The 13,797-nt window shown below is 74.0% G+C and carries 7 protein-coding genes; 4 read left to right on the top strand and 3 right to left on the bottom strand.

What is annotated here, in order from left to right:
- Nucleotides 1-2: 2 nt before the first annotated feature.
- A complete protein-coding gene (locus IE316_RS32590; protein WP_190208156.1) occupies nucleotides 3-2,282 on the bottom strand; it encodes an FdhF/YdeP family oxidoreductase in 2,280 nt (759 codons plus the stop codon).
- Nucleotides 2,283-2,749: 467 nt separating this feature from the next.
- Here IE316_RS32590 and polA point away from each other — a divergent pair, with 467 nt between their 5' ends.
- The 3 genes from polA to IE316_RS32575 all read left to right on the top strand — a co-directional run bounded on the left by polA (nucleotide 2,750) and on the right by IE316_RS32575 (nucleotide 8,310).
- Complete coding sequence (gene polA, locus IE316_RS32585) at nucleotides 2,750-5,476, top strand: DNA polymerase I (protein WP_190208155.1); 2,727 nt, start codon at nucleotides 2,750-2,752, stop codon at nucleotides 5,474-5,476.
- Nucleotides 5,477-5,847: 371 nt separating this feature from the next.
- Entirely contained in the window at nucleotides 5,848-6,237 is a 390-nt protein-coding gene (locus IE316_RS32580; protein ID WP_190208154.1) for a hypothetical protein, read from the top strand.
- Nucleotides 6,238-6,555: 318 nt separating this feature from the next.
- Complete coding sequence (locus tag IE316_RS32575) at nucleotides 6,556-8,310, top strand: lytic transglycosylase domain-containing protein (RefSeq protein ID WP_190208153.1); 1,755 nt, start codon at nucleotides 6,556-6,558, stop codon at nucleotides 8,308-8,310.
- A gap of 57 nt (nucleotides 8,311-8,367) precedes the next feature.
- Here IE316_RS32575 and hrpB read toward each other — a convergent pair whose 3' ends face one another.
- Nucleotides 8,368-10,854, bottom strand: coding sequence for an ATP-dependent helicase HrpB (gene hrpB / locus IE316_RS32570; protein WP_190208152.1), 2,487 nt, complete (start codon nucleotides 10,852-10,854; stop codon nucleotides 8,368-8,370).
- Nucleotides 10,855-10,858: 4 nt separating this feature from the next.
- Nucleotides 10,859-11,728, bottom strand: coding sequence for a class I SAM-dependent methyltransferase (locus tag IE316_RS32565; RefSeq protein WP_190208151.1), 870 nt, complete (start codon nucleotides 11,726-11,728; stop codon nucleotides 10,859-10,861).
- A 317-nt stretch (nucleotides 11,729-12,045) separates the two neighbouring features.
- Between IE316_RS32565 and rpsA the strand changes: the two genes are divergently transcribed.
- Nucleotides 12,046-13,548 carry a 30S ribosomal protein S1 gene (rpsA, locus tag IE316_RS32560; protein ID WP_190208150.1) on the top strand — a complete coding sequence of 501 codons (1,503 nt, stop codon included), beginning with the start codon at nucleotides 12,046-12,048 and terminating at the stop codon, nucleotides 13,546-13,548.
- The last annotated feature ends 249 nt before the right edge of the window (nucleotides 13,549-13,797 follow it).

Raw genomic sequence — 13,797 nt, 5'->3', positions numbered from 1 at the left:
GCTCAGTCGGTCGCCGATTGTTCCAGACGGACCACCACGGACTTGCTGGCCGGGGTGTTGCTGGTGTCCGCGGTGGCGTCCAGCGGCACCAGGACGTTGGTCTCCGGGTAGTACGCCGCCGCGCATCCCCGGGCGGTCGGGTAGTGCACCACCCGGAAGCCGGGCGCCCGCCGCTCCACCCCGTCCCGCCACTCGCCGACCAGGTCGACGTACGTGCCGTCGGCGACCCCGAGCCGCGCCGCGTCCTCGGGGTTCACCAGGACCACCCGGCGGCCGTTCCTGATCCCCCGGTAGCGGTCGTCCAGGCCGTAGATGGTGGTGTTGTACTGGTCGTGCGAGCGCAGCGTCTGGAGCAGCAGCCGGCCCTCGGGCAGCTCGGGGTACTCCACCGGCGCGGCGGTGAAGTTGGCCTTGCCGGTGGCGGTCGGGAAGCGCCGCTCGTCGCGCGGGGCGTGCGGGAGGGCGAAGCCGCCGGGGCGGGCCACGCGCGCGTTGAAGTCCTGGAAGCCGGGGATCACGCGCGCGATGCGGTCGCGGACGGCCGCGTAGTCCTGCTCGAACTCCTCCCAGGGCGTCGCGCTGCGCCCGCCCAGGACGCGGCGGGCCAGCCGGCAGACGATGGCCGGCTCCGACAGCAGGTGCGGGCTCGCGGGCTCCAGGCGGCCGCGCGAGGCGTGCACCATGCCCATGGAGTCCTCCACGGTGACGAACTGCTCGCCGCTCGCCTGGACGTCGCGTTCGGTGCGGCCGAGGGTGGGCAGGATCAGCGCCCGCGCGCCCGTGACCACGTGCGAGCGGTTCAGCTTCGTCGACACGTGGACCGTGAGCCGGGCGCGCCGCATGGCGGCCTCGGTGACGTCGGTGTCGGGGGAGGCGGAGACGAAGTTGCCGCCCATGGCGAAGAACACCTTGGCCTCGCCGTCGCGCAGCGCGCGGATGGCCCGGACGACGTCGTAGCCGTGCTCGCGCGGCGGGGCGAAGCCGAACTCCCGCTCCAGGGCGTCCAGGAAGGCGGGCGCGGGGCGCTCGAAGATGCCCATCGTGCGGTCGCCCTGGACGTTGGAGTGGCCGCGCACCGGGCAGACGCCGGCGCCCTCGCGGCCGATGTTGCCGCGCAGCAGCAGGAAGTTGACGACCTCGCGGATGGTGGGCACGGAGTGCTTGTGCTGGGTCAGGCCCATCGCCCAGCACACGATGGTGCGCCGGGAGGCGAGGACCATCTCCAGGGCGCGCTCGATCTCCGCGCGGGTGAGGCCGGTCGCGGCGAGCGTCTCCTCCCAGTCGGCGGCCCGGGCGGCCTCGGCGAACTCCGCGAAGCCGTGGGTGTGCTCGCGGACGAACGCCTCGTCGACCGCGCCGTCCGTGTCCAGGATCAGCTTGTTCAGCAGCCGGAACAGGGCCTGGTCGCCGCCGATGCGGATCTGCAGGAACAGGTCGGTCAGGGCGGTGCCCGCGGTGAGCCCCTTGGGGGTCTGCGGGTTCTTGAAGCGCTCCAGACCGGCCTCGGGCAGCGGATTGACGCTGATGATCTGCGCGCCGCCGGCCTTGGCCCGCTCCAGGGCGGAGAGCATCCGCGGGTGGTTGGTGCCCGGGTTCTGCCCGGCGACGATGATCAGGTCGGCCTTGTGCAGGTCCTCCAGCAGGACGCTGCCCTTGCCGACGCCGATCGTCTCCGACAGCGCCGAGCCGGACGACTCGTGGCACATGTTGGAGCAGTCCGGCAGGTTGTTGGTGCCCAGCTCGCGGGCGAACAACTGGTACAGGAACGCCGCCTCGTTGCTGGTGCGTCCCGAGGTGTAGAAGACCGCCTGGTCGGGGGAGTCCAGGGCGGCGAGCTCCTCCGCGACGATGTCGAAGGCGCGCTCCCAGGTGACCGGCTCGTAGTGGGTGCCGCCCTCCGGCAGGTACACGGGGTGGGTGAGCCGGCCCTGCTGGCCGAGCCAGTAGCCGCTGCGGCCGGCCAGGTCGGCGACCGGGTGCGCGGCGAAGAACTCGGGGGTGACCCGGCGCAGGGTGGCCTCCTCGGCGACCGCCTTGGCCCCGTTCTCGCAGAACTCCGCGGTGTGCCGGTGCTCCGGCTCCGGCCAGGCGCAGCCGGGGCAGTCGAAGCCGTCCTTCTGGTTGACGCTCAGCAGGGTCAGCGCGGTCCGTTTCACGCCCATCTGCCGCCGCGCGATCCGCAGGGTGTGGCCGATGGCCGGGACGCCCGCCGCCGCGTGCTGCGGCTCGGTGACCCGCGGCGCGTCCTGGACCGGATCGCTCTGGGGCGGCTTCGCGGCCATCGCGCACTCTCCTTCGCGTACGTGTGAGGTACGTCTCCGATCCTCGCACGCGTCACGGACAACGCGCCCCTGAGGGGCGCGGGGAACTGCGCGACCGGCCACGACGCACCCGCACTCGCACGACGCCGCACCTCCGCCACGGCGAGCGCGGACCCGCTGCCCGCCCGCGCCACCGCCGGCCCGGCCGGTCGCGGAACACGCCCCTGAGGGGCGCGGGGAACTGCGCGACCGGCCACGACGCACCCGCACTCGCACGACGCCGCACCCCCGTCACGGCGAGCGCGGACCCGCTGCCCGCCCGCGCCACCGCCGGCCCGGCCGGCTGGGCGGTCGCGGAGCGCGCCCTGGGGGGGCGCGGGGAACTGCGCGACCAGCCACGACGCACCCGCACCCGCACGACGCCGCCCCCCCCCCCGCCACGGCGAGCGCGGACCCGACTGTCAGTGGCACGTGGCAGGATCGGAGACGTGGCAGAAACAGCATCGAAGACGACCGACACCCCCACCGGCGGCAGCCGCCCGCGCCTGATGCTCATGGACGGGCACTCACTGGCGTACCGCGCGTTCTTCGCGCTGCCCGCGGAGAACTTCACCACCGCGACCGGCCAGCCGACCAACGCGATCTACGGCTTCGCCTCGATGCTGGCCAACACGCTGCGTGACGAGGAGCCCACGCACTTCGCGGTGGCCTTCGACGTCTCCCGCAAGACCTGGCGCAGCGAGGAGTTCACCGAGTACAAGGCGAACCGCTCCAAGACCCCCGACGAGTTCAAGGGCCAGGTCGAGCTGATCGGCGAGCTGCTCGACGCCATGCGCGTGCCGCGCTTCGCCGTGGCGGGCTTCGAGGCGGACGACGTGATCGCCACCCTCGCCACCGAGGCCGAGGCCGAGGGCTTCGACGTGCTGATCGTCACCGGCGACCGGGACTCCTTCCAACTGGTCAGCGAGCACACCACCGTGCTGTACCCGACCAAGGGCGTCTCCGAGCTGACCCGCTTCACCCCGGAGAAGGTCTTCGAGAAGTACGGCCTGACGCCCGCCCAGTACCCCGACTTCGCGGCGCTGCGCGGCGACCCGTCGGACAACCTGCCGGGCATCCCCGGCGTCGGCGAGAAGACCGCCGCGAAGTGGATCAACCAGTTCGGGTCCTTCGCGGAGCTGGTCGAGCGCGCCGACGAGGTCAAGGGCAAGGCCGGGCAGAACCTCCGCGAGCACCTGGAGTCCGTCAAGCTCAACCGCCGCCTCACCGAGCTGGAGCGCCGGGTCGAGCTGCCCAGCCGCGTCACCGACCTGGAGCGGACCGCGTACGACCGCAAGGGCGTCGCGATGATCCTGGACACCCTGGAGATCCGCAACCCCTCGCTGCGCGAGCGCCTGTACGCCGTCGACCCCGGCGCGCAGGAGGCCGAGGCCACCCCGGTCGTCGCCGACGGCGTCGAACTGGACGGCACCGTGCTCGGCACCGGCGAGCTGGCCCCCTGGCTCGCCGAGCACGGCACCGGGCCGCTCGGCGTGGCCACCGTCGACACCTGGGCGCTGGGCACCGGCTCGGTCGCCGAGGTCGCGCTCGCCGCCGCCGGCGGGCCCGCCGCCTGGTTCGACCCGTCCCAGTCCGACGAGGCCGACGAGGCGGCCTGGGTGGCCTGGCTCGCCGACCCCGACCGGCCCAAGGTCTTCCACAACGCCAAGGGCGCGATGCGGGTCTTCGCCGAGCACGGCTGGCGGGTGGCCGGCGTCACCATGGACACCGCGCTCGCCGCGTACCTGGTCAAGCCGGGCCGCCGCTCCTTCGACCTGGACGCGCTGTCCCTGGAGTACCTGCACCGCGAGCTGGCCCCGGCCGCCGCGGCCGACGGCCAGTTGGCGTTCGGCGCGGACGACGGTGCCGAGGCCGAGGCGCTGATGGTGCAGGCCCGCGCCATCCTCGACCTGGGCGAGGCGTTCGAGACCCGGCTCCAGGAGGTCGGCGCCGCGGACCTGCTGCGCGACATGGAGCTGCCCACCTCCGCGCTGCTGGCCCGGATGGAGCGGCACGGCATCGCGGCCGACCGCGAGCACCTCCAGGCCATGGAGCAGATGTTCGCCGGGGCGGTGCAGCAGGCGGTGAAGGAGGCCCACGCGGCGGCGGGGCACGAGTTCAACCTGGGCTCGCCCAAGCAGCTCCAGGAGGTCCTCTTCGGCGAGCTGAACCTGCCCAAGACCAAGAAGACCAAGACCGGCTACACCACCGACGCCGACGCCCTGGCCTGGCTGGCCGGCCAGACGGAGAACGAACTGCCGGTGATCATGCTCCGGCACCGCGAGCAGGCCAAGCTCCGCGTGACCGTCGAGGGCCTGATCAAGACGATCGCCGCGGACGGCCGTATCCACACCACGTTCAACCAGACGGTCGCCGCGACCGGCCGCCTGTCCTCCACCGACCCCAACCTGCAGAACATCCCGGTCCGCACCGACGAGGGCCGGGCCATCCGCCGGGGCTTCGTGGTCGGCAAGGGCTACGAGTCGCTGATGACCGCCGACTACAGCCAGATCGAGCTGCGCGTGATGGCCCACTTGTCGGAGGACGCGGGCCTGATCGAGGCGTTCACCTCCGGCGAGGACCTGCACACCACCGCCGCCGCGCAAGTCTTCTCCGTCGAGCCCGGCGCGGTCGACGCGGAGATGCGCCGCAAGATCAAGGCCATGTCGTACGGCCTGGCGTACGGGCTGTCGGCCTTCGGCCTCTCCCAGCAGTTGAACATCGAGGCGGCCGAGGCGCGCGGCCTGATGGAGGCGTACTTCGAGCGGTTCGGCGGCGTACGCGACTATCTGCGCCGGGTCGTCGACGAGGCACGGGCGACCGGATACACGGCGACCCTGTTCGGCCGCCGCCGCTATCTGCCCGACCTCAACAGCGACAACCGCCAGCGCCGCGAGGCCGCCGAGCGCATGGCGCTCAACGCCCCCATCCAGGGCACGGCGGCGGACATCGTCAAGATCGCCATGCTCAACGTGGACCGGGCCCTGCGCGAGGCGGACCTCAAGTCCCGGATGCTCCTCCAGGTCCACGACGAGATCGTCCTGGAGATCGCCCCCGGCGAACGCGACCGCGCGGAGGAACTGGTCCGCCGCGAGATGGCCGCCGCGGTGAGCCTCCGCGTCCCGCTCGGCGTCTCGGTCGGCGCGGGACGGGACTGGGAGTCGGCGGCACACTAGCGGGGCCGGCCTCGCGGCGCCGGGCGATCGGCCGCCCGGCGCCGGTGCCGCCGTGACCGAGGGCACCGGGAGACGCGCCGCCGGTCCCACCGGGAAACGCCCCCCGCTCTCCCGCCGGTCCGGGGCGGGCCCCGACGCGGCACCCGCCCCGGCGGGAACGCCCCGACGCGGCACCTGCCCCGGCGGGAACGCCCCGACGCGGCACCCGCCCGTCCGGAACGCTCCGTTGCCGCACCCGCCCGTCGGCAACGCCCCGACGCCGCACCCGCCCGCCGGAAACGCCCGAGGCCGCACCACGCCCCGCGGCGACCGTCACTCAGGTGGCCCCCGCGGACACGCCCCCGTCCGTGTCTCCGCCCAGGATGCGAGGCATGGGTATACGCATGCTCCACCACCGGACGTCACCGGCCCGGGCAAGCACCGCCGGTCCCGCCCGCGTGCCGCCGGGGCCCGTCCCGGCCGTCGCGCCGGACGCCGGCACCGGCCGCGTCCCCACCACCGTCACCGCGACCGTCACCACCGCGCTGCGCCGCACCACGGCCGGCCTGCGCCGGACGCTCACCCGCCGCAACCGCGTGCGCCGGAGCGGCCCGACCGCCACGCCCCCGCCCGAGACCCCCGTCCGGCACCTCTGGACCGGCCTGGCCCGTGGCTGCCTGGCCCTCGCCCACCGCCTGCTGCCGCGCACCACGCCCACCCGCACGGGCACCGCGCCCGCGGCGCCCGCCCGCATCTCACCCGCCGGGGATTCCGCCTCCTGACCGGCAACCGGCCCCGCGCGCCGGGCAGATGGCGCAAGCGCCCCGCCGCGTCCTTGCACTGCCGGGAACCAGCCACTAGCGTCCCGTGTCCGCAGGGCCGTTCCGGCACGTGAGCAACAGGTGAATATGAGGCGTGAACGGGTGTTCGGGGGCCTGGAGTTGCCGTAGGGTGCCGAGGGCCCATCGTGTCGGGGTGTACGTCGGAGAACGTCCTCACGCCGGTCGAGGGCAACCAACGAAGCGGATGGATCGTCCCACAAGGACGACCACAGCAGGCGTCGAGGGACGCACCGACGTCCACGGGAGGGGTTCAACTCTATGGCGGCGCATTTCGGCAGGAGGCTGCGCAAGGGCGCGGTGACCACCACCGTGGCGGCGGTCGCGGTAGCGGCCCTGTCCGCGTCCCAGGCTCCGGACGTCACGGCGGACGCCCGCGACAGACAGTCCGCCGCCGACGCCACCTCCGCGCCCGACGCGGTCGCCGAAGACAACGCCACCGGCAACTCGCCGTACTACACCGACCTGCCGCCGCTCAAGAGCCCCAACCCGGCACCCACCATCGGCACCCCGGTCGCCCGGGGCCCGGCCGAGGCGGGCATCCCCGCGACCGTCCTCGACGCCTACAAGAAGGCCGAGGCCGCGCTGCGCGAGGCCAAGCCGAGCTGCAACCTGCCCTGGCAACTCCTCGCCGCCATCGGCAAGGTGGAGTCCGGCCAGGCCCGCGGCGGCCGCGTGGACGCCGACGGCACCACCGTCAGCCCGATCATCGGCCCCCAGCTCGACGGCAACGGCTTCGCCCTTATCAAGGACACCGACAACGGCGTCTACGACGGCAACAGCAGCTACGACAACGCCGTCGGCCCCATGCAGTTCATCCCGTCCACCTGGGCGTGGGCCGGCCGCGACGGCAACGGCGACGGCAAGGCGGACCCCAACAACGTCTACGACGCCGCCCTCGCCGCCGGCCACTACCTGTGCCGCAACGGCTGGGACCTGTCCACCCAGGCCGACCTGAACCGGGCGATCCTCAGCTACAACAACTCGCAGGACTACCTGAACACCGTCCTGTCCTGGCTGGAGTACTACCGCAAGGGCAGCCACGAGATCCCGGACGGCACCGGCTCGCTGCCGGAGGACCGCAGCGACGGCGGCGCCGGTGCGACCACACCGAGCCCCGTGGTCCAGACGCCCGCCAAGACCACGCCCCCCGCCAAGCAGCCCGAGCCCGACAAGCCGGCGCGACCGACCAAGCCCACCGGGCCCACCAAGCCCACGGACCCCGGCACGCAGCCGCCGAAGCCCGGGGACAGCACCCCGCCCGGCTCCGGTTCCCCGACGCCGACCCCGCCGCCCAGCGGCACGCCGACCCCCACCGAGACCGTGGCCCGCCTGGAGAACGCCGGCACCGGCACGCTCACCGCGGTCGCCGGGGAGACGTTCGCCGAGCGGATCACCGCCCGCGCCGAGACGAAGACCGGCCAGGGCGTCGGCAAGGTCCGGGTCCGCTTCACCGTCCTCGGCGGCACCGACGCCGTCTTCGCCACCGGCGAGAACGTCGCCACGGCCGTCACCGACAGCTCCGGCGTGGCCGTCGCCCCCGCGCTGCGGGCCGGCAAGAAGACCGGCGACTTCACCGTCCGCGCCACCGTCGTCGGCCGGACGCTCCCCGGCGTCGACTACCGGGCGAAGGTCACCGCGCCGATCGCCGACGCCGTCCTCGGCGACACCGCCCTGTCCGCTACGGCGGGCGGCGAGTTCGCCGAGCAGGTACAGGTCCGGGCCACCTACAAGGGCGCCGCCGCGGACGGCGTCGCGGTCACCGCCACGCTCATCAAGTCGCCCACCGACCCCGTCGAGAATGACAAGGGCCCCTACTTCAAGAACGCCGACGGCGACCCCGTCCGCACCCTCACCGGCCTGGAGACCGACGCCGCCGGCCGGCTCACCCTGCCCGAGCTGTACGCGGACGACACCCCCGGCGAGTACGTCCTGCGCATCACCACCGCGGGCGGCGCCACCCTCGACATCACCCTCACGGTGAAGGAGGCCGAGCCCGCCGCTCCGGCCGAGTAGGCCCCGGAGGTACGACCACGGCGGCGCCCCCTCAGCAGGAGGCGCCGCCGTCGTCGTTCAGCGCCGCGACCGGGCGTTGGTGTGCCGGGTGGGCTCGGCCGTGGCGGGGTCCTCGGGCCACGGATGCCTGGGGTACCGGCCGCGCAGCTCCGCGCGGACGCCCCGGTAGCCGTCCCGCCAGAAGGAGGCCAGGTCGGCGGTGACCGCGGCCGGGCGGCCGGCGGGGGAGAGCAGGTGCACCAGCAGCGGCACCCCGGCGACCTCGGGTGACCGCTGGAGGCCGAACATCTCCTGGAGCTTGACCGCGAGCACCGGCTGCTCCGGGTTCCCGTAGTCGATCCGGATTCTGGACCCACTGGGTACGGTGATCCGCTCCGGGGCCAGCTCCGCCAGGCGCGCCGCGTCCCCGGTGGACCAGGGCAGCAGCCGGGTCAGCGCCTGACCGGCGTCCAGGCGGCCCAGGTCGGCGCGGCGCCGGGCGCGGCTCAGCTCCGGCTCCAGCCATTCCTCCACGCGCGCGTGGAGGGCGTCGTCGGAGACGTCCGGCCAGGGCGCGCCGAGGTGCCGGTGCAGGAAGGCGAGCCGCTGCCGCAGCCCGGCCGCCTCCGCCGACCACCGCAGCAGCCCGAAGCCCTCCTGCCGCAGCCCCTCCAGCAGGGCGGCGCGTACGAGGCCGGGGTCGGCGTCGCGCAGGGGGCGCACCGCCAGTTCGACGGCCCCGAGCCGTTCCACCCGCCGGGCCACCACGTCGCCGTCGGCCCAGCGGACCTCGTCGCGCTCGGTCAGCAGGGCGCCCGCCGCGCGCCGGGCCAGGTCCTCGTCGACGGCCGCGCCGAGCCGTACGCGCGCGTGCCCCTTGCCCAGGGGCCGGTCGGCCACGGCGACGGCGATCCAGGGCGCCCCGTGCAGGGCGGAGTCCTCGGACAGCTCGGCCCGGGTCCCGGACACCATGAGGTACGAGCCGCCGTCCTTCCTGGCCACCCGCTCCGGGAACGCCAGCGCGGCGACGGCCCCGGCCCGCCGCTCGTCGCCGGGCCCGTCGGGGGCGGCCGGGCGGGAGACCCCTTCGGCGACGCCCCGCAGCCGCCGGACCTCCGCCCGCCACCGGGCCGCGAAGGCGTCGTCCCCACGCCGGGCCGTCCGCAGCACGGCGGCCAGATCGTCCCCGTACGACCGCGGCAGATCCTCGCCGAGCAGCGCGACGACCTCGGCGTCCCCCGAGTCCAGCAGCGCCCGCCCCAGCCGCGGATGCACCCCCAGTCGGGCCAGCCGCACGCCCCGCTCGGTGGCGCGGCCGGCGGAGTCGACCGCGCCGATCGCCGACAGCACCTCCCGCGCCGCCGCCATCGCCCCGCCCGGCGGCGGGTCCAGCAGCGCCAGCCCGGAGGCGTCCGGATCGCCCCAGCAGGCCGCCTGGAGCGCGAACGCCGTCAGGTCGGCCACCTGGATCTCGGGCGCCGGAAAACGCGGCAGACGGGCGTCCTCGGCCTCCGTCCAGCACCGGTACACCGTGCCCGGCGCCTCCCGCCCCGCCCGCCCGGCCCGCTGCCGCCCGGCCGCCCGCGAGGCCCGTACCGTCGTCAGCGCGCTCAGCCCCCGCGCGTGGTCCACCCGGGGCTCGCGCGCCAGCCCGGAGTCGACCACCACCCGCACCCCGGGCACCGTCAGCGACGACTCCGCCACCGAGGTCGCCAGCACCACCCGGCGCCGCTCCCCGGCGCTCAGCACCGCGTCCTGCACGGCCGCCGGGGCCCGCCCGTGCACCTGGAGCACGTCCGCCCCGGCCAGGTCGCCGAGCTGCCCCGCGACCCGGGCGATCTCGCCGACCCCGGGCAGGAAGCACAGCACGTCGCCGTCCCGCTCGGCCAGCGCCCGCCGCACCACCGAGGCCACGTGCGCGAGCAGCGCCGGGTCGACCCGCGTCCCGTGCGGCGCCCGGACCGGCCGGGCCGGCGGCGCCCACACCACCTCCACCGGGTACGACGCTCCGCGCGCCTCGACCACCGGCGCCCCGCCCAGCAAGTCCGCCCAGCCCTGCGCGTCGGTCGTCGCCGACGCGGCCACCAGGCGGAGCTCGGGCCGGAGCGCCTGGCGCACGTCCCAGAGGAACGCCGCCGCCGTGTCCGCGTCCAGGTGCCGCTCGTGGCACTCGTCGAGCACCACCACGTCCACCCCGGCCAGCTCCTGGTCCCGCTGGAGGCGCTGGAGCAGCACACCGGTCGTGACGACCTCCACGCGCGTGTGCCGCCCGACGACCCGTTCCCCGCGCACGGTGTACCCGACGCTTCCGCCGGGCTTCTCGCCCAGCAGCCAGGCCATCCGCCGGGCCGCCGCCCGGGCCGCGATCCGCCGGGGCTCGGCCACCACCACGCGCCGCGCGGGCGCCTCGCCCACCAGTCCGGCCAGCACCAGCGGCACCAGCGTGGTCTTGCCGGTGCCGGGCGGCGCGACCAGCACCGCCGTGCCGTGCGCCCCCAGGGCGTCGGCCAGGGCGGGCAGGGCCTCGCGGACCGGCAGGGCGTCCAGGGCGTCGTACCGGATCACGCGCTCAGTCCCGTACGCAGACGAAGATCGCCGTCCCCGGGATCAGACGGCCGCGCAGCGGGGACCAGCCGCCCCACTCGGAGCTGTTCCAGGCCGGCCACTCCGGCTCCACCAGGTCGACCAGGGTCAGGCCCGCCGCGACGACGTCCCGGACCCGGTCGCCGAGCGTGCGGTGGTGCTCGACGTACACCGCGCGGCCCTCCTCGTCCTGCTCGACGTAGGGCGTGCGGTCGAAGTAGGACGAGGCGACGCTCAGCCCCTCCGGTCCCGGCTCGTCGGGGAAGGCCCAGCGGATCGGGTGCGTCACGGAGAACACGAACCGCCCGCCCGGCCGCAGCACCCGCCGCACCTCGCGCAGCACCCCGCGCGGATCGGCCACGAAGGGCAGCGCCCCGTACGCCGAGCAGGCCAGGTCGAAGGAGCCGTCCGCGAAGGGCAGCGCCCCCGCGTCGGCGCACACCAGGGGGAACGATCCGCCGATGCGCAGGGCGTGCTGCAACTGGCGGTGCGAGAGGTCCAGGGCCACCGGACGCGCCCCCTGGGCGGCCAGCCAGCGCGAGCACTGGGCGGCGCCCGCGCCGATCTCCAGCACCGCCCGGCCCTTCAGTTCCTCGGGCGGGCCGAGCAGCTCGGCCTCCACCTCGTCCAGGCCCTCCGGGCCCCACACGAAGCGGTCGTCACCGAGGAAGGTGCCGTGCTCCACCTGGTACTCGTCCGCGTTGCGGTCCCACCAGCCCCGGTTGGCGCGGACGCTCTCCGTCACGCCTGCCGCACGTCGGGTGGCCTCGGGTTCGGGACCTTCGGGCTCTTGGATGATCGGCTCCTTCGTACTACTCTGCGGCAATTCGGTACAGCCGTGTCCCACGGATGTCACCAGGGGGCGCCCGCGGGGCGCGCGTGGCCTCGGGAGACACGATTTGTGCCGGGTATGCGGCGATCCGCCCCGGGTGTGCGGCTTCGCGCATTGACCCTGCCCGGCTGCCCCCGTATGCTACAAGTTGCGCTGCGGGCCTGCGCACCTCAGACGTAGCAGGCTGCGCTCGCATCTGTTGTATGTCCCCTCGGTTGTCGAGGCGCCATACCGGGCGACCGGTGGGGCGCTTCCTTGGCTGTCCGGCTTCTGCAGAGCGAAACGGGCTCCGGCGTAGCAGTACCTACGACTTCAATGTCCGTACCGGAGCCCTTTCCCACATGACGAGCAGCACCGAGACCACCGCCACCACCCCGCAGGTAGCGGTCAACGACATCGGTAACGAGGAAGCCTTCCTCGCCGCGATCGACGAGACGATCAAGTACTTCAACGACGGCGACATCGTCGACGGCGTCATCGTGAAGGTCGACCGGGACGAGGTCCTGCTCGACATCGGTTACAAGACCGAAGGTGTGATCCCGAGCCGCGAGCTCTCGATCAAGCACGACGTCGACCCGAACGAGGTCGTCGCCGTCGGCGACGAGATCGAGGCCCTCGTCCTTCAGAAGGAGGACAAGGAAGGCCGCCTGATCCTCTCGAAGAAGCGCGCCCAGTATGAGCGTGCCTGGGGCACCATCGAGAAGATCAAGGAAGAGGACGGGATCGTCACCGGTACCGTCATCGAGGTCGTCAAGGGTGGTCTCATCCTCGACATCGGCCTCCGTGGCTTCCTCCCGGCCTCCCTGGTCGAGATGCGCCGCGTCCGCGACCTCCAGCCCTACGTGGGCAAGGAGCTCGAGGCCAAGATCATCGAGCTGGACAAGAACCGCAACAACGTGGTCCTGTCCCGCCGTGCCTGGCTGGAGCAGACCCAGTCCGAGGTCCGCCAGACCTTCCTCACCACCCTCCAGAAGGGCCAGGTGCGGTCCGGCGTCGTCTCCTCGATCGTCAACTTCGGTGCCTTCGTGGACCTGGGTGGCGTCGACGGTCTGGTCCACGTCTCCGAGCTGTCCTGGAAGCACATCGACCACCCCTCCGAGGTCGTCGAGGTCGGCCAGGAAGTCACCGTCGAGGTCCTCGACGTGGACATGGACCGCGAGCGCGTCTCCCTGTCGCTGAAGGCGACCCAGGAAGACCCGTGGCAGCAGTTCGCCCGCACCCACCAGATCGGCCAGGTCGTGCCCGGCAAGGTCACGAAGCTGGTTCCGTTCGGTGCGTTCGTCCGCGTGGACGAGGGCATCGAGGGTCTGGTCCACATCTCCGAGCTGGCCGAGCGCCACGTGGAGATCCCGGAGCAGGTCGTCCAGGTCAACGACGAGATCTTCGTCAAGGTCATCGACATCGACCTCGAGCGCCGCCGCATCAGCCTCTCGCTGAAGCAGGCCAACGAGTCCTTCGGTGCCGACCCGACGGCGGTCGAGTTCGACCCGACCCTGTACGGCATGGCCGCGTCCTACGACGACCAGGGCAACTACATCTACCCCGAGGGCTTCGACCCGGAGACCAACGACTGGCTGCCGGGCTACGAGAAGCAGCGCGAGGAGTGGGAGCGCCAGTACGCCGAGGCGCAGTCCCGCTTCGAGCAGCACCAGCAGCAGGTCATCAAGTCCCGCGAGGCGGACGCCCAGGCGGCCGCCGAGGGCGGCGAGGCCGCGGCTCCGGCCGCGTCCGGCGGTGGCGGCGGCGGTTCGTACTCGTCCGAGGGCGGCGACAACTCCGGCGCCCTGGCGTCGGACGAGGCGCTGGCCGCGCTGCGCGAGAAGCTGGCCGGCGGCCAGAGCTGACGCTCTGCCCGGCCCGTATCGAGCGGACCCGAGGAAGGCCCCGTTCCCCTGGAGGGAGCGGGGCCTTCCCGCGTCCGGCACCGCCTTCCCCACGGCGTCGCCACCGGTCCCACCCGTGCGCCGGGGAGCCGGCGAGGTACGGCCGCACGCGCGCGTGCCCGCTCCGATCCGCGTCCTCCAAGGGGCACCGGCGGGAATGCCCGCGCCGCCGCGGACGTTCGACCAGGGGGAAGACGAGGAGGACCCCCA

This window comes from Streptomyces fumanus, from assembly GCF_014655295.1.
Taxonomy (GTDB): domain Bacteria; phylum Actinomycetota; class Actinomycetes; order Streptomycetales; family Streptomycetaceae; genus Streptomyces; species Streptomyces fumanus.
Note: the sequence above shows the minus strand (reverse complement) of the source record. Positions and strands in the feature narration are given on the sequence as shown.